12 protein-coding genes and 1 pseudogene are annotated in these 16,453 nt (G+C 62.6%); 6 read left to right on the top strand and 7 right to left on the bottom strand.

Features of this window, described 5'->3' with window-relative positions:
* Window positions 1–43: 43 nt before the first annotated feature.
* Window positions 44–1,273 (top strand): ABC transporter substrate-binding protein, encoded by a 1,230-nt coding sequence (locus ASG57_RS35745; protein WP_057199224.1) that lies wholly within the window; start codon window positions 44–46, stop codon window positions 1,271–1,273.
* A 60-nt stretch (window positions 1,274–1,333) separates the two neighbouring features.
* Window positions 1,334–2,125, top strand: coding sequence for an ABC transporter ATP-binding protein (locus ASG57_RS35740; RefSeq protein ID WP_057199223.1), 792 nt, complete (start codon window positions 1,334–1,336; stop codon window positions 2,123–2,125).
* A 22-nt stretch (window positions 2,126–2,147) separates the two neighbouring features.
* Here ASG57_RS35740 and ASG57_RS35735 read toward each other — a convergent pair whose 3' ends face one another.
* Window positions 2,148–3,368 (bottom strand): phenylacetate--CoA ligase family protein, encoded by a 1,221-nt coding sequence (locus ASG57_RS35735; protein ID WP_024343243.1) that lies wholly within the window; start codon window positions 3,366–3,368, stop codon window positions 2,148–2,150.
* Between the two features lie 35 nt (window positions 3,369–3,403).
* Window positions 3,404–4,180, bottom strand: coding sequence for an enoyl-CoA hydratase/isomerase family protein (locus ASG57_RS35730; protein ID WP_230646578.1), 777 nt, complete (start codon window positions 4,178–4,180; stop codon window positions 3,404–3,406).
* A gap of 72 nt (window positions 4,181–4,252) precedes the next feature.
* Between ASG57_RS35730 and ASG57_RS35725 the strand changes: the two genes are divergently transcribed.
* The 3 genes from ASG57_RS35725 to ASG57_RS35715 are packed head-to-tail and all read left to right on the top strand — an operon-like array spanning window position 4,253 to window position 7,483.
* Window positions 4,253–5,398, top strand: a complete 1,146-nt coding sequence (locus ASG57_RS35725; protein ID WP_063997039.1) for a CaiB/BaiF CoA transferase family protein — start codon at window positions 4,253–4,255, stop codon at window positions 5,396–5,398.
* A 44-nt stretch (window positions 5,399–5,442) separates the two neighbouring features.
* Window positions 5,443–6,681, top strand: coding sequence for a thiolase family protein (locus tag ASG57_RS35720; protein ID WP_057199221.1), 1,239 nt, complete (start codon window positions 5,443–5,445; stop codon window positions 6,679–6,681).
* A 28-nt stretch (window positions 6,682–6,709) separates the two neighbouring features.
* On the top strand, window positions 6,710–7,483 hold the full coding sequence (locus tag ASG57_RS35715) for an SDR family NAD(P)-dependent oxidoreductase (protein WP_057199220.1): 774 nt from the start codon (window positions 6,710–6,712) through the stop codon (window positions 7,481–7,483).
* A 56-nt stretch (window positions 7,484–7,539) separates the two neighbouring features.
* Here the strand turns inward: ASG57_RS35715 and ASG57_RS40180 are convergent.
* Together ASG57_RS40180 and ASG57_RS38305 are read right to left on the bottom strand one after the other, a co-directional pair.
* Window positions 7,540–7,590, bottom strand: a pseudogene (locus ASG57_RS40180) ((2Fe-2S)-binding protein); the annotation flags it as partial.
* A gap of 283 nt (window positions 7,591–7,873) precedes the next feature.
* A complete protein-coding gene (locus tag ASG57_RS38305) occupies window positions 7,874–8,176 on the bottom strand; it encodes a hypothetical protein (RefSeq protein ID WP_156402923.1) in 303 nt (100 codons plus the stop codon).
* A 192-nt stretch (window positions 8,177–8,368) separates the two neighbouring features.
* Here ASG57_RS38305 and ASG57_RS39590 point away from each other — a divergent pair, with 192 nt between their 5' ends.
* Window positions 8,369–8,515 carry a hypothetical protein gene (locus ASG57_RS39590; RefSeq protein WP_230646577.1) on the top strand — a complete coding sequence of 49 codons (147 nt, stop codon included), beginning with the start codon at window positions 8,369–8,371 and terminating at the stop codon, window positions 8,513–8,515.
* Between the two features lie 652 nt (window positions 8,516–9,167).
* On the opposite strand, the gene ASG57_RS35710 is transcribed toward ASG57_RS39590, so the two are convergent.
* The 3 genes from ASG57_RS35710 to ASG57_RS35700 all read right to left on the bottom strand — a co-directional run bounded on the left by ASG57_RS35710 (window position 9,168) and on the right by ASG57_RS35700 (window position 16,148).
* On the bottom strand, window positions 9,168–10,589 hold the full coding sequence (locus ASG57_RS35710; protein ID WP_057199219.1) for an HlyD family type I secretion periplasmic adaptor subunit: 1,422 nt from the start codon (window positions 10,587–10,589) through the stop codon (window positions 9,168–9,170).
* Entirely contained in the window at window positions 10,576–12,762 is a 2,187-nt protein-coding gene (locus ASG57_RS35705) for a type I secretion system permease/ATPase (protein WP_082529114.1), read from the bottom strand. The genes ASG57_RS35710 and ASG57_RS35705 overlap by 14 nt, the downstream gene beginning before the upstream one ends.
* 224 nt (window positions 12,763–12,986) lie before the next feature.
* Complete coding sequence (locus ASG57_RS35700; RefSeq protein WP_057199218.1) at window positions 12,987–16,148, bottom strand: AIDA repeat-containing protein; 3,162 nt, start codon at window positions 16,146–16,148, stop codon at window positions 12,987–12,989.
* Window positions 16,149–16,453 lie beyond the last annotated feature (305 nt).

The following is a 16,453-nucleotide window of genomic DNA, read 5'->3' as shown; positions in this document are numbered from 1 at the left end:
GCCTGGGCGATCGGAATTAGAACATTCATGGGAGGAACTGAAGATGACAATCTTGAAGCACATCAAGATCTTTGGGGCGGCCGCTGCGCTCGGTTTGCTGACGATCTCGGCGCCGGCCGGTGCCCAGACGACCTACAATGTGGCGTCGCTTGCCGATTTTACCGGTCCTTATGCGGATGTGATGAAGGACCTGATCGGTGCGCGCCGGCCGGTCATCGAATGGTGGAATGCCGAAGTCGGCAAGAAGATCGGCGTCAAGCTCGGCACCAAGGATTACGATCACCGCTATGATGCGGCGCAGGTGGCGAGCCTGTGGCCCGGCATCAAGGCCGAGCTAAATCCGATTATCGTGCTTGGGGTCGGCGGACCCGACGTCGCCGCGCTTCAGGGGCGGCTGCCGTCCGACAAGATCCCGATGGTGATGTCGACTGCCGCGTATGGCTTTGCCTGGAAGCCCGATCCGTGGATCTTCAACCAGCGCCCGACCTACAGCCATGAGGCCACTGCGTTCTTCGAGTGGTTCCGCCAGAAGCGCGGAGGCAGCGGGCCGCTGAAGGTCGCGATCATCTCGTCGGAAGCCTCGCCGGCCTATGTCGACCAGCACAAGGGTGTCCAGCGATATGCCTCCGACAATCCGGACAAGGTCGAAGTCGTCGAGGTTGTGTTCACGGAAGTTCAGCCCACCGATTTGACCACCCAGGTCAACCGCGTGACCCGTAAGGGAGCCGAAGTGATCATGGTCATGACGAACACGGCCGCCGTGGTCGCCACCAAGCGGGCGCTGCAGTCGCTCGGCAAACAGGTGCCGATTGTCATGAGTTCGCACAACGGACTGGCGGAATCCGGCCGCGCGATCGGCGACGTCAAGCAGATGGAGGGCGATTACGAAGTTTATGCGATGGCTGCGCCCACCGACACAAAGACGCCTGGCCGCGAGTTCTTCGAGATGCTTCAGAGCAAGTACGACCTCAAGGCCAAATGGACGGTTTCGGCTGTCCAAGGTCTTGGTCAGGCGCTGATTGCGATGCGGGCCATCGAAGCTGCGGCCAAGAAGGTCGGCGCGGACAAGGTCACGGGCGAAGCTGTCCGCGAGGCGCTGATGTCGACGACGATCTCCGCGGATGAGACCTACAAGATTCTCGGCAACACCAAGTTCTCGAACGACGGGCCGTTCCCGACGCAGGGGCTGGTCGCGAGTATCGTCACCATCAAGGACGGCAAGTACACGGAGGCTGCTGCCAACGTGCCGGTGCCGTCCATTAACAAGTGGTGAAGTAACGCCATCCGGCCGGGTCCCGCGGGCCCGGTCGGATCCCCTCGGGAGGCTTGCGTTTTGCTCGAGCTGAACAACGTTGAAGTCATCTACAGCGACGTCATTCTGGCGGTGAAGGGCATTTCGCTCGCCGTGCCGGATGGCAAATGCGTTGCGTTGCTCGGCGGCAATGGGGCCGGCAAGTCGACGACGCTGAAAGCGATTTCCGGCATCATACGCGTCGAGGACGGCCGGGTGACCTCCGGCAATATCGGTTTCGACGGCAAGAGAATCGACAGGGCGGACCCGACCGAAGTCGTTCGAGGCGGCATTATCCATGTGATGGAGGGCCGCCGCGTGTTGCGCCATCTGACCGTCGAGCAGAATCTGCTGGTCGGCGGCCACATGGAATCGTCGGGGCGTGAGGTACGCAAGCGCCTTGATCATGTCTACGATCGCATTCGCCGGCTTGCGGCGCTCAAGGATCGGATAACCGGCTATCTGTCCGGCGGCGAACAGCAAATGGTCGTGATCGGGCGCGCGATGATGGCCAATCCCAGGCTGATCATGATTGACGAGCCGTCGCTTGGCCTAGCGCCGTTGATGATCGACGAGGTGTTCGAGCTGCTGAAGGACCTCAAGGCAAGCGGGACCACGCTTCTGATCGTCGAACAGAACACGCGCGTCGCGTTGGATATCGCCGACTACGGCTACGTCATGGAGAATGGACGCATCGTCCTCGAAGGCGCCGCGGAAGAGCTGCGAAACAACGAGGACGTGCGGGAGTTCTACCTCGGGCTTGACCTTAAGGGCGAGCGCAAGAGCTACCGCGACATCAAGCATTATCGACGCCGCAAGCGGTGGCTCGGCTGAGGCGCTGCGTGCCGGTGCGGGGTCAGGCGTCCTTCCGGTCGACGACGAATGGAGCGTCGGCCGGCAGTTCGTCTGTTCCTACCACCTCGATACGGTCGGCCTTCAGACGAGACAGCGCGTTGAAGCGGGCCGGCGCCGCCGCCAGGACGGCGTCGCGGTCCGCATCCGGAAGCAGCGAAAGCCGCACCGTGATCTCTTCCCGCTGTTGCGGGCGGGTGACGATGGCCTGCGCGCGGCCGATTCCCGGAATGGCAATGGCGAGGTCTTCGAGCTGGCGCGGATAGATGAATATCTCGCGCGCCTTCACCGCCTGCCCGACGCGTCCCTGCAGCATGCCGATCCTGCGCACCGTGCCATCGGCGTTCATAGCCGTGGCGACGGCGACGTCGCCGGTACCGAACCGGATCAGCGGCCAGCCCGGCGTCAGCGTGGTAACCACGATCTCGCCGGGCTCGCCGTGCGGAAGCGGAGCCCCCGTCGTCGGGTCACAGATTTGCACGATGCGGTCCTGGTGAACCTCGTAGCCGCCGTCCTGCGCGCCATTTTCGAAGGCGATCACGCCGAAGTCCGCCGTCGCATAGACTGCGAAGGTGCGAACGCCGTACCTGGCTTCCAGGCGACGGCGCTTGCCGAGCCAGTCGCCGAGTTCGCCGCCGAGCAACGCAGTTCTGACCTTCCAGCCACCGGGCAGCGAATGACCCATCGCCTCGATGGCTTCCGCTAGCGTGATGAAGAAGGCGGTCGAGGCGCAGATGCAGGTCACGCCAAGGTCGGTCACCAGCTTCGCCTGCAACTCGCTGCCGCCGGTGCCGGCTGGAATCACCGTCGCGCCGACCGAGCGCAGGCCCTCGTCGAGCAGAAGGCCGGCAGGCACGAGATGATAGGACCAGGTGTTGAGCACGCGATCGCCGGGGCCGAGGCCGGCGGCGGCAAAGGCCGTGCCGAAGCCGCATCCGTCGCGGTCGTGCCTCAGTTGAGGTTCGTTGATGGGGCCGGGAGAGACGAAGATACGGACGATTTCTTCATCCTTTGCTGCAAGGAAACCCCCGAATGGCGGCCGCTGGCGTTGTAACTCGACCAGCGACTCCTTTTTGAATACGGGCAGCCGCGACAGGTCGTCCACGGTCTTGAGATCGGCTGGAGCGAGGCCTGCGCGATCGAACATCTCCCGAATGGCGGGTGCGAGCTGGTGGGCCGCACGCTGGATCTGTTGCAGGACCGTGAAGCGCGTCTCCTGGCTCATTACCGTCTCCTCTTGGCATTCCCGACTTGCTTTTCCTATTTGCCGGTGAAGCGTGGTTTGCGTTTTTCCTCGAATGCGGCAAGTCCCTCCTTCAGGTCGTTGCTGCGGGCGTGGACTTCGCTGGCGAGCAGTTCTTGTCGCAGTGCTATCGCACAAGGTTGCTCGAGGCCATCATCGACCAGCACCTTCATGCGCCGAAGCACGAGCGGGCTCTTGTTGACGAGCTTGGCGACCAGCGCCTCGGTCGCCGGGATCAGCATGTCGTCATCGACGACCTCGTTGACCAGTCCGGCGGCAACGAGCTGTTCGGCTGGCACGAACTCGCCGGTGTAGAGCAGATATTTTGCGCGGGTCGGGCCGATCTTACGCGGCAGCCGCACCGAGCTGCCGCCGCCGGGCAAGAGCCCAAAATTTGCATGGGCGTCGCCCAGCTTGGCCGAGCGCGCCGCGACGACGAGATCGCAGCACAGCATCAGTTCCAAGCCGCCAGCCAACGTCAATCCGTTCAGCGACGCGATCACCGGCATGGGAAACGTCTCGAGCCGGTTCATGACAAGGAGAACGGTATCGAGAAGGCGGCTCAGCGACGTTTCGTTCCCGGCTTCGCCGCGTACGAATTTGAGGTCGGCGCCGGCGCAGAATGCGCGCCCCGTTCCGGTCAGCACTACTGCGCGGACGTCTGACAGCTGAGCCTTGTCGAGCGCCGCGTTGATGCCCGAAATCACCGCGGGAGTGATGGCATTGAGTGCATCCGGCCGGTTCAGCGTGATCCACATCGCGCCACCCCGAATTTCAGAGATAACCGATTCCACCGGACTTTCCTCGGAATTGACTTTCGAGTTAGTTGATTATTCGTAAGGTTATGTTACAGACTGTCGGGATTAATGCAAGTCAAGCCGCTGCCGGAAAGAGCGATCGAGATGAGTCTTCCCCTCGCTGGAATTCGGGTGATCAGTCTGGCTGAGCAGTATCCCGGGCCTTACGCAACCTTGTTGCTAAGTGATCTTGGCGCCGACGTGATCCTGGTGGAACGTCCGGGCGCGGGAGATCCTGCACGGCAGTTTCCGGCCTTTCACGGCGCGCTCAATCGCGGCAAGCGCTCGGTGGCGCTGGATCTCAAGAGCGTTGAAGGCAAGCTGAACCTGCGCAGGCTGGTCGCTTCCGCCGACGTGCTGATGGAAGGATTTCGTCCGGGCACCATGGCGCGTCTCGGCTTCGGCCATGAGGCGATGGCGGAGCTCAACCCAAGGATGGTCTATGTCTCGATCTCCGGCTTCGGGCAGGACGGGCCGTATCGCGATCGCCCCGCCCACGACATCTCCTATCAGGCACTTGCCGGGTTTCTCTTTCGTCACGCCGAGCAAGGCTCGGTGGAGGATCCGGGAAGCATCGCGATCGGCGACCTGTCCTCCGGCATGTTCGCTGCCGTCGGCACGTTGGCGGCGCTGTTCGAGCGCGCACGTACGGGAGAAGGAAAATATGTCGACGTCTCGATGACGGACGGCCTGGTGTCCTGGATGTCGGTGATGCTCGGTCCGGTGATGAACGGTGCGCCGCTCGCCGACATCGGCGCCGAGCCGGCCTATGGCGTCTTCAAGTGTGCCGATGGCCGTCTCCTCACGTTGTCGATTGCTCATGAAGACTGGTTCTGGCGGCCGCTGTGCGAGTTGCTCGGCATGCCTGATGCGGCCGGCTTCAATCGCAGCGAGCGGGTCGCGCGCGGCGATGCCTTGCGAGGCAAGGTCGCTGCCGTGCTGGCGACGCGCGATCGCACCGATTGGGCGCAGAAGCTGGATGCCGCCGGGATTCCATGGGGGCCGGTGAACTCGTTGAGCGAGGTGACCGCCGATCCGCATTTCCGGGCGCGCGGGCTGTTCCGCGAGGTGGCGGATGGGAACGGCGGGCGGAGCCACCATGTGGCGCAGCCGTTGATTTTTTCCGGCGAGCATCCCGGTCCGCGCTCCGGCGTGCCCGGCCTTGGCGAGCATACGGAGCAGGTGCTGCGTGCACTGCCGGAGCTCAAGGACTAGCAGGTAGAGACCAGAGAAGATTCCAATCCTCAAGGGAGGGCGCGATGAGCGACATCTATGTGGTCGGTGTTGGCATGACCCCGTTTGGGCGCATGCTCGATATCGATATGAAGACCCTGTCGCGCAGCGCGGTGGATGCCGCGCTCGGCGATGCGGGATTGCAGAAGTCTGACATCGAAGCGGCCTTCTTCGCCAACGCGTCGCAAGGCCATATGGAGCGCCAGCACATGATCCGCGGCGAGATCCTGCTACGCGAAATGGGAATCGGCGGCGTTCCCGTTGTCAATGTCGAGAACGCCTGTGCCAGCGGCAGCACGGCGTTCAACCTTGCCGTGACTTTCCTTAAGGCGGGTGAGGGGGACGTTGCGCTCGCGCTCGGCGCCGAGAAGATGTTCTCGACAGATCGCAAGCTGATGTTCGAGGCATTCGATAGTGCCTGGGACGTCAGCCGCGACGGCGAAATTCGCGACAGGCTGCTAGCGCTCGGCGAGGGAGTCGAGGTGCCGGAAGGCACGACCTCGGACAAGCCCTACAGCGTGTTCATGGATGTCTACGCCGCGTTCTCACGTCAGCACATGAAGCGCTTCGGCACCACGCAGCGCCAGCTTGCTGCGGTGGCGGCGAAGAACCATCGGCATTCCGTGGAAAATCCGCTGGCGCAGTTTCGCAATGCCTATTCGGTCGACGAAGTGCTGAATGCCCCGCCGATCACCTATCCGCTGACGCTTCCGATGTGCTCGCCGATATCGGACGGTGCGGCGGCTGCGATCCTCGCGACCGAGGCGGGCTTGAAGCGGCTTGGTCTCGACAAGTCGCGGGCCATCCGCGTGCTGGCATCGGTCATCCAGACCGGTAGCGATCGTGATCCGTCCGAAGTGGAGCGGCACTGTACCGCGCTCGCGGCGAAAAAGGCCTACAACAAGGCCGGTATCGGCCCGGACGACGTCGCTGTCGCCGAGGTGCATGACGCGACGGCCATGGGCGAGATCATCCAGATCGAGAACCTCGGATTCTGCGATTTCGGTGAAGGCGGCATCATTTCGGAGCGCGGTGACACCGCGCTCGGCGGACTTATACCGGTCAATCCGTCCGGCGGACTTGAATCCAAGGGACATCCCGTCGGCGCCACCGGCATCGGGCAGGTACATGAACTGGTGGCGCAACTGCGCGGCGAGGCGGGACCGCGGCAGGTCGAGGGGGCGCGCATCGCGCTCGCCGAAAACGGCGGCGGCCTTCAGGGCATCGAAGAGGCGGTAGCCTGCATCACCATCCTTGGCCGCTGATACAGAAGATCGAGCAAGAGGGGCTCTCATGCAGTTGAATGGAAAAGTTGCAATCGTGACCGGCGCGGCGTCGGGGCTCGGGCGGGCATCGTGCGTCACACTGGCGAAGGCGGGCGTGCGTGTCGCCGCCTTCGATCGTGACGAGTCGCGGCTCGCCGATCTTTGCCGGGAACTGGGGAGCGCGGCATTCGGGCGTGTTGTCGACGTTGCCGACGAGACCAGCGTTAGCTCCGCGATCGAGGCTGTGCTCGAAGCATTCCAGGCGGTTCATATCGCCGTCAATTGTGCGGGCGTCGCCGATGCGGCCAAGACCGTATCGAAGGGGCAGCCGTTTCCGCTGGCGACCTGGAACAAGGTCATCGGCATCAATCTCACCGGCACCTTCAACATCATCCGCTTTGCGGCGCTCGCTATGACCTGCAACCAACCGGAGGGCCCGAGCGGCGAACGTGGCGTCATCATCAACACCGCATCCGGCGCAGCCTCGCAAGGGCAGGTGGGCCAGGCGGCCTACAGCGCCAGCAAGGCCGGCGTGGTCGGCCTCACCTTGCCTGTCGCGCGTGACCTCGCTGAACATGGCATTCGCGTCGTCTCCATTGCACCGGGCTTGTTCGACACCGGGATGGTCGCCGGCATGCCGCCGAAGGTTTCGCAGTCGATCGTTGACCGTATGATCCTTTATCCGAACAGGATGGGGCAACCCCACGAGTTCGCCAGTTTGGTCAAGCACATCGCCGAGAATGCCTATCTTAACGCCACAACTATCAGCATTGACGCAGGCGCGCGAATGCAGCCGCGCTAGATGATGCCGCTTCTGGCCCTCCGAAATTTCAACAGCGGTTCAATGACCGCCGCCGATTACTTTGGGCAGGATGTGCAGAATTCAAAGCCGCGATTTCGATAACGAAAGAGTTCGCAGTTTTATTCCGAGTGGTGCTCCACCAAGACACTACTGGCGAACTCTCGTTATGCAACAAGCCCAGGAATTTTCTCGTCGACGAAAAGCAAGAACCGGGTGTTGCGGCCCTCCGCCGCGAGATTCTGGCCGAAAGAGATCCTCGCGTCGTATCGGTACTCGCTCGGCACTGGACGGGTCAAGAACCGCTTCACACGGTCACCCGCGGGTTTCTAGCCATCGCGCTTACCTTGACCGCACGAGAGCACGCTACAAGCTGCCCCCTGAGTCCCGCATTCATTTGGAAACAGCAGCTAAGGTATTAAAATTACTGGAGCGAATTTCGTCCATTTTTCCAAATACGTCTTGAAACAGCAGAATAATCAAGCGGATTTTGATTCCGCCATTCGGAGGTTCGATCCCTCCCGCCCCAGCCAGCGCCAACGCGCTGATTTTGGTATGAAAACAGCCCTGCTCAGGGCGAATTTCGCGCGCATTTAAAAATTCCGCTTGCCACCCATTTGGAAATTCTGTGCTGGTTTCGTTTTTGACTGAAGGTAGATGAAGGCCAGCGCGCGTTGAACGTCGCTCAACTATCAAAATACGAATTGAGCAGATAAACGCTGTCTGCGCGTTGCGAGCTTCCGACCTCTGCCCCTGGAATTGAACAGACTACCGCTTCATCACCGTTCGCTCCAACCTGCCCTTCGTGGCCTGGATGCAAGGGCAAGCCGACTACGCAGCAAGACTGGCTCGCAATGCCGTCGAGGCCGCCGACCGCGGGGACCAAGGGTGTCGCAGTTCAACGCACTCGGACTCGTCGCACTACCCGTCGCGCTCGAAACCGAAAATCTGGACGCGCTCGCGAGCTTCACCGAGCGTCAGGGCGACACGCGGAAAAATGCCGGAACGCCATATCGCTGCATGGCTACACTTTGATCGTCAGGCCACAAGCTGAGAAAGCCCATTGAATAATATCGGTGAGTCCTACTTTGGCGCTATGTTCCGGACGATTTCGTCTTGGCCTACCGCCAAGTTGTCGTAGGCGTCCGCCATCCTTGCTGTATTGGGCCCGTGTCTCCGGGTCGCCCATCAGATCGCTTTTAGCTCGAAATTCGTCCGCCTGATCGCGGTAGCGCTTAGCCTTTTGTTGTGTGGTCCATTATTCGATCGTCCCTGTATGCTTTGCTTTCTGTTCGGCAAATCGCGCTTTCGACTACGCCAAACGAAAGCGCTTCGCGACTATGCAACTGTTCAGCGCCAAAAGATGCGCATGCCGCTTACGGGCGCAGCCAACGCTCGCATCATCGTTTCTTTGGCGCAGGCGCAGCACTGTCTGCTCGGGACGAGCCGGAGCTTGCGCTCAGCAAGTTCGAAGACGCCGTGGAGCTGCCTGAGAACGATCCGTAATTTCTGTCCGGCAACCCTATGCGGGAGGTATATCGCTCACCGGCTTCGCTTGCACATTGGGAGGTGACCGAGACCATCCGGCAGAATGGGGTGGAAATTGGCAGCACTGACTTCATGCTAACCAAGCGTCGCGATGTCTACGCCGACGCAATTCGCGTTACTGGCTTGTCATTGCCGCGCCTCAGCGCTCCCGCAAGCTTTCCTGACCGTAGCGAATGAGCGGTGAGAGCAGATAGCTCAGGATCGTCCGCGTGCCGGTCTTGATTTCAACCGTCACGGCCATGCCGGGCGCCAGATTGACGATGCGCCCATCGACGTCCATTTCGGGGCGGTCGAGGGAGACTCGGGCGGAATAGACGAGTTCCTGACCTTTCGGCTCGCTGGATGCCGCTTCGCTGCCCGATTGCGCGTCGACGGGCTTTTCCCCCGGCTTGTTGCGGACGATGGCGTCCTGCGAGACGCTGAGCACTTTGCCCTGACGCAATCCGTAACGGGTGAAGCTGAACGTATCGATCTTGATCGCGGCCTCTTCGCCCGGACGGACGAAGCCGATGTCGCGATTGGAGATCATGGCTTCGATTTCGAGGCCGCCGCTGGTTGGTACCAAAACCATCAGCGTCTGTGCCGGCGTGACGACGCCCCCGATCGAGTGGACGGCGAGTTGTTGCACGATGCCGTCTTCCTGCGCGGTGAGGCGTAGAAGGCTGGTGCGCTGCTCGGCCTTGACAATGTCCTGGCGCAGCCCTGCCACCTTCTGCTCGGCCTTTGCGAGTTCGTCGAACAAGGCACGCCGGTATTCGGCTTCCGTACGCCGCACGGTCTCTTCGATGCCGCCCACGGCCGCGTCAGCCTCGGCGAAGTGGCTCTTCTGCACTAGCAGTTCCTGCTGGTAGGAGACGAGGTCCTGCATCTCGGTGAGATATTGCAGCTTGGAGCCGAATTCGCGCTCGACGAGATATTTCCGCACGTCGACGCGCTGCTGGAGGATTGGGATCAACGAGGAGATCTTCCCGATCGAGGCCTCGGTGGTGGCCCGCTCCGCTTTTTTTTGCGTGCCCTGCCATTCCAACGTGCTCAGCTTGGCCGCCTGTTCGGCCGTTTGCGAAGCGAGAAACCGCTTGGCGGTTTGGATCTGCTCAGGGGTAGCGCGTTGGGGCGGGACGAATTTGCTTTCGTCGCCACCAGCAAGGGCAGCCCGCAGCCGTGCGATGTCGAGTTCACCGGCGAGGAGGTCGCTCTGGAGATGGCTGAGCTCCGCCTGGCTCATCGTCGGGTCGAGTTCGATCAGGATATCTCCGGCCTTGACGCGCTGACCATCCCGCACGTGGATGGCGCGCACTACGGCTGTCTCGAAGGGCTGGATGACCTTGGTGCGACCATCCGGGACGATCTTCCCGGTTGCAGTAGCAATGATGTTGACCGTGCTGATGCTGGCCCAAATCAGTGCGATCAGGAACACCGCCGAGATCGTGGCGGAAATGGCGCGGCCAATCGGGGAGGGCGGGGTTTCCACGATCTCGAGGGCGGCCGGCAGAAAGGCCAGTTCGTCGCGCGTGCGCGTCGGCCTGCGCAGCGAGGCGAGGATCGCCCTAGCCGACTTCATGGATGCCTGCCTGGACCCGATGAAGGGTCGCATAACGGCCGCCACTGCGGATCAGCTGGTCGTGCGAGCCGTCCTCGACGATGCGGCCGCGCTCGATTGTGATGATGCGGTCGGCCGTGCGCACGGTCGACAGCCGATGTGCGATGATCAGGACGGTACGGCCGGCGGTGATCTCGCGCATGTTCTGCTGGATCACCCGCTCGCTCTCGTAGTCGAGCGCCGAGGTGGCTTCGTCGAAGATCAGCACGCGCGGATTGGTGGTCAGCGCCCGCGCGATTGCGATGCGCTGGCGCTGACCGCCCGACAGCGTACTGCCGCGTTCGCCGATGATCGTGTCGTAGCCGTCCTGCAGTTCGAGGATAAACTCGTGCGCGCCGGCGAGCTTCGCCGCGGCGACCACGCGGTCCATTGGCAGGGCAGGATCGGCCAGCGCGATGTTGTCGCGCACCGAGCGGTTGAACAACATGTTCTCCTGCAGCACCACACCGACCTGCCGGCGCAGCCAGGTCGGATCGACCGCGGCGAGGTCGTTGCCATCGACCAGCACCCGCCCTGATTCAGGAAGATAGAGCCGCTGGATCAGCTTTCCCAACGTGCTCTTGCCGGACCCGGAAGTCCCGACGATGCCGACGATCTGGCCGGCCGGTATTTTCAGGTTGATGTCGTTCAGGATGGACGGTCCGTCGATGCGATAGCGAAAGCCGACGTGTTCGAAGGTGATCTCGCCGCGGATCGCCGGCAGGGTCGCGCGGCCCGGCCGATGCGTCGGCTCCGGCACGGTGTTGAGGATGTCCCCGAGCCGCTCGACCGACAATCTCGCCTGGTGGAACTCCTGCCAAAGTTGAGACAATCTCAGCACCGGCGCGGTAACCCGGCCCGACAGCATGTTGAAGGCGACCAATTCGCCAACGGTCAGATTGCCATCGATGACGAGCTTGGCGCCGAAATAGAGCAGCAACGCCATGTTGATCTTGCTGACGAATTGAACGCCCTGGCTCGCGACATTGCCGAGATTGACCACGCGGAAGCTGGAGGCGACATAGCTCGCAAGCTGCTCTTCCCAACGCCGTTGCATCTGCGGCTCGACGGCCATGGCCTTGAGCGCCTCGACGCCTGTGACGCTCTCAACCAGGAATGACTGGTTCTCGGCGCCGCGCTTGAATTTCTCGTCGAGCCGGTTGCGAAACAGTGGCGTGGCTCCGGCGGAGATGGCGATATAGAACGGAAAGGACGCGATCACGATCGCGGTCAGAAGGGGTGAGTAGAACGCCATCAACGCGAGAAACACGACGGTGAAGAACAAATCGATCACCAGCGTCAGGGCCGAGCCGGTGATGAAATTGCGCAGATTCTCGAGCTCACGGACCCGTGCCACGGTGTCGCCGACCCGCCGCGCCTGGAAATAGGACAGCGGAAGCGCAAGCAGATGACGGAAAAGGCGGGCGCCGAGTTCTACGTCAATGCGGTTCGTGGTGTGCGCGAAAAGATAGGTGCGCAGGCCGCCGAGGGCGACCTCGAAAATCGATATCGCGACGATGCCGACGACCAGCACGTCCAGCGTGCCGAGGCTGCGGTGGACGAGCACCTTGTCGATCACCACCTGGAAGAAAAGCGGCAACACCAGCGCGAAGATCTGCAGGAAGAACGAAGCCAGGAGCACCTCGCCGAGGAGACCCCGATAGCGGTTGATCGCACCCATGAACCAGGTGATGTCGAAGCGCCGCGACAATTCGGCCAACGCCGCCCGCTTGGTCATCAAGATGACGCGGCCGTCCCAGAGTACTTCGAACTGGGCTTTGGTCAGCATCTGCGGACGCGGCGAGCCGGGATATTGGACGATCGCCTTGCCGTCGCCCGCCTTGCCGAGAATCAGGAAGCCGCCGTCGCGCAGGGGGACGATGGCGGGCAAGGGCGTCTTGTCGAGCCGGTCCCAGCTCGTCTTCACCAGCCGCGCCTTGACGTTGAACTGCCTGGTGGAGCGCAGCATCTCAGTGATGCCGACGATGTTGACGCCGAGCTGATGACGAAGTTGCTCCGGCTCGACGGAGACCCCGAGAAACTGAAGCATCATGACCAGTGCGGTCAGACCTGGATCGGCCGCGGGCCTCGCGGAGACCGCAGCGGAGGCCTGATTGGCCGCCGGGTCGCTCGCATTGGTTTCGTTTGCGGTCATGGACTGCAGCTATCCGAAGTCACCGGGTCCGGATGATCGGACATCTCCTGCCGGCGGCAGGCCGCCGATAGCTAACGCTGCTATGTTACGGTTTGATAACTATGTTTGATCCGTGCAGGCAATGTTATTGCTTGCAGATCGCCGATGTGAAGTCGGCGGGCGGCCGCGAGGCCTCCGCCGCTTCTGACGCAAATCAAGGATCGGCAGAACCGGCCGATCGCGGATCAGCCGTGGCTGACCAGCGTGGTCTGCTGCTGGTTGGTGTCCTGCGCGACGAAGCTGCTCTCCGTGCCTGCGTCGGGAACGAGGCTGGCCGACTGCTGCACGAGCAGCGACAGCGAGATGGCCGTCCCGCCGTGGCCGTCGTCAGCGACGTTCAGCTCGGTGCCGGACTGTACGCCGGCAAACTGGTAGGCGTGGGTACCGGCATTCGTTACCAGTGTCAGGGTCGAGCCGTCGAAGGTGAACGAGGAGACCGACGTATTGAGCAGGTCGATCATGTCCCCGACTTCGAAGTTCGAGACGGTGCCGCTGAGGCCGTCGGCATTCTCCAGCTTTAGCGTTGCCGCTGAGCCGGCAAAATCGACGCCATTCTGCACGCCGCCCGCAAGAACGCGTTCCACACCGCCGGCGAGATGCGTGCCCGAGGCCGAACCCGTCACGTCCAGTTCGCCGCCGTTGAGGGTCGTGTTGGAGGCCGTGCCGGCAACCCAGGCGAAGCCGCCATCGATCGTCGTGCCCGAAGCGGTCGCGCCTGTGTCGACGTACAGGAGGCCGCCGGCATTCACCGTGGTCGCCGACACGCTGCCGCCATTGCCGACGTAAGCGTTGCCGCCGGACTGGATCACGGTCTGGTCGGCGGTGGCACCTTCGAGGACCTGCTGCGAGCCGCTGAGGATCGTCCCAGTCACGGCGCCGTGGTAAACGTCTTGGAAGGCGCCGGCTTCGATCGTCGTGCCCGAGGCGTTGCCGCCGTTGTAGACGTGCTGGGCGCCCCCGTTCTTCACCGTTACGTTGGTCGCAATGCCGCCGGTCTGCGACTGGCCGCCGCCGATCGAACCACCGGTCGAGCTTCCGTTGACGAACTGGAAGCCGCCGTTGATGACGGTGTCATCCGTGGTGGCTCCGGTGTCGACGTACTGGAGGCCGCCGGTCTCGATCACGGTGCGTTCAGTGTGGCCGCCGTTGCCGACGTACTGATAACCACCGCTCGTGACGGTGGTGTCGATCGCGCTGCCGCCTGCAAGAACCTGCTGCTGGCCCTTCAGCGTAACGTTGGTGACGGTCGAGCTCGAATAGACGTCCTGGTAGCCGCCGGCTTCCACCGTGGTGCCGTCAGCCTTGCCGCCGAAATAGACGTGCTGCTGACCACCGGCGCGAACGATCGTATCGCTGGCGTTGCCGTAGTCATACTGCACGCCGCCGTTCAGGATTTCGGTGTGCTGGGTCGTCCCGCCGTTGAGAACGACCACGCCGCCATTGCCGATCGTGATCTGGCCGGAGACGTTGCCGCCGCTGACCACGTCGAGAACGCCGCTCCCGAGGACCACGTAGCCCATCGACGTGGTGCTGGCCGAGTTGACCGAGACGGGGGCCGTCGACACCAGGGTGGGGGCTACGAAAACCAGCGAGCCGCCGACGTTGCCGGCAAGATCGGTCGTCTTGGCCGTGAGGCCGTTGGCGCCTTCGACCAGCGTCACGCCGGCAAGGCTCCAGGAGCCGTCATTGCCTGCCACGGTGGTGCCGATCAGTGTGGCCCCGTCATACACTGTGACCTGCAGACCGGGCTCGGTGATGCCGCTGACCGTGAAGCTGGGAAGACTGCCCGTGTTCAGGCTGACCCCGCCAATGGCGACGGCGGGCGCAACCGTGTCGACGGTGACGTTCACCATGGTTGCGGCATCGCTTGTCGCGCCAGTCGTATCGGTGACTTTGGCGGTGATTGCGTGGGTGGCATTGCCGAGGACGCCGGTCTGAAGGTCGATGTAGCCGCGCGCGACGTCGGCGAGCGTGAGCGTCACGCCGGTGCCCAGCGCGGTCTGGCCGTCGAACAGCTGGATCACGTCGCCGGCAAAGTTGCTGCCGGTCGCAATCCGTACCGTCAGGTTGGTGTCGTTGGTGCTGGCACCGTTGCCGATGACGCCGGTGTTCGGGGACACGTCGTCGGTCACCGACACGATGGTCGGCGCGGTGGGTGCGTTGGCCACATTGAAGACCTGGGCCGTGATGCCGTAAGACGAATTGTCGCCGAGCGTCTGGCTGAAGTCCTGCCAGCTGATCACGAAGCCGCCATTGGCGAGCGCCGCGACGGTCGGATAGTACTGATAGCTGGCCGTCTGCGAATTGACGACGTACTCGCCGCCGACCTTGACGCCGGCCGCATCATAGACCTGCGCCTTGATGCCGGAGCCATTGCCGTCAGCGATGCCTTCGTCGGACCAGGTCACGACGAAGCCGCCGCCGGTCAGGGCGGTGATGCTCGAGAAGCCCTGATTTCCGCCGGTCTGCGTATTGACCTGGAATTCGGAGCCGACCTTGGTGCCGGCGGCGGTGAACACTTGGGCCCGAACCTCGCCGCTGGTATCCTCGAAGCTGATGACGAAATTGCCGTTGGCCAGTCCGGTCACGCCGGCAACCATGCGGTTATTGTAGTAAGCTTGGTCGACGGTGAACTCGCTGCCTACCTTGGTCGCGCCGCTGGCGGTCGGGTGGAACACCTGGCCGCGAACTTCCCAGTTGCCGGTGCGAAAGTCATTCCAGGTCACCACGAAATCGCCGTTGCTCAGCGTGGCGATCGATGTGCGTTCCTGATCATAGACATTGCTGGAATTCACCAGGAATTCCGAGCCCACCTTGACGCCGTTCGCGTCGTACACCTGGGCCTTGACGTCGGGGGCGGAGGAGCCTTGGTTGGTCCAGGCGACAACGAAGCCGCCGTTAGGCAGGCCAGTGATGGCCGGCATGTTCTGGTTGTTGGCGGTGACCGCGTTGATTGAGATCTCGCCGCCTACCGGCGTGCCGCTGGCACTGTAGATCTGCGCCCTGATGTCGCCGCTGGTCGAGTTCTGATCCTGCCAGGAGACGACGAACCCACCATTGCTGAGGCCGGTCACGACCGGAGTGGCCTGCGAACCCGTGGTCTGGGTGTTGACGAGGAATTCGCCGCCGACCTTGCTGCCGTCGGCTGCATAGAGCTGTGCCTTGACCGAGGAACCGCTGGTGTCTCCGAGCGAGCTGCTGCCGCTGCCGTTATAGCCCGCGAGACCGTCCTGCCAGGTGACGACGAAGCCGCCATTGGCAAGTCCGGTGACGGAGGGATACCACTGGCCGCCGGTCGTCTGGCTATTGATCTGAAATTCGGTACCTATTTTTACGACGGTCGTCATAACAAACCTCAAATGATGCTGCTGGGAGCGCTGAAGGGCAATTCTGCGCGCGCGGGCGATTCCGGACGTGCCTCAAGACCCACGCCGGATGTAAACGATATCTTTGTTATATTTTATGATACTTTTCTTCTCGTCCTGCGACATTGTGCCCGGCAAGATGATAATTCTGCGCAGGGTGTCGGGGATGAAGGCTGGAAGCAGTGGCCTTTCGCTCGCAGGCCGCACTTCTCGTTTGTCTCTCTTGGCGCCGCAGCATGTCCAAGGGCCGACAGCGGGGACCGTACCGGGGTCTGCCCCGATACGGC

Source organism: Bradyrhizobium sp. Leaf396 (assembly GCF_001424605.1).
Classification (GTDB): domain Bacteria; phylum Pseudomonadota; class Alphaproteobacteria; order Rhizobiales; family Xanthobacteraceae; genus Bradyrhizobium; species Bradyrhizobium japonicum_C.
The sequence above is the reverse complement of the archived record's forward strand: the minus strand, read 5'-3'. Positions and strand labels throughout refer to the sequence as shown.

Excerpts from the sequence above, each read along its gene's own strand:
- ASG57_RS35720 (WP_057199221.1), top strand. The coding sequence starts at position 5,443 with ATGAGCGACATCTATGTGGTCGGTGTTGGCATGACCCCGTTTGGGCGC.
- ASG57_RS35725 (WP_063997039.1), top strand. The coding sequence starts at position 4,253 with ATGCAAGTCAAGCCGCTGCCGGAAAGAGCGATCGAGATGAGTCTTCCC.
- ASG57_RS35700 (WP_057199218.1), bottom strand. The coding sequence starts at position 16,148 with ATGACGACCGTCGTAAAAATAGGTACCGAATTTCAGATCAATAGCCAG.
- ASG57_RS35705 (WP_082529114.1), bottom strand. The coding sequence starts at position 12,762 with ATGACCGCAAACGAAACCAATGCGAGCGACCCGGCGGCCAATCAGGCC.
- ASG57_RS35710 (WP_057199219.1), bottom strand. The coding sequence starts at position 10,589 with ATGAAGTCGGCTAGGGCGATCCTCGCCTCGCTGCGCAGGCCGACGCGC.
- ASG57_RS35745 (WP_057199224.1), top strand. The coding sequence starts at position 44 with ATGACAATCTTGAAGCACATCAAGATCTTTGGGGCGGCCGCTGCGCTC.
- ASG57_RS35715 (WP_057199220.1), top strand. The coding sequence starts at position 6,710 with ATGCAGTTGAATGGAAAAGTTGCAATCGTGACCGGCGCGGCGTCGGGG.
- ASG57_RS35735 (WP_024343243.1), bottom strand. The coding sequence starts at position 3,368 with ATGAGCCAGGAGACGCGCTTCACGGTCCTGCAACAGATCCAGCGTGCG.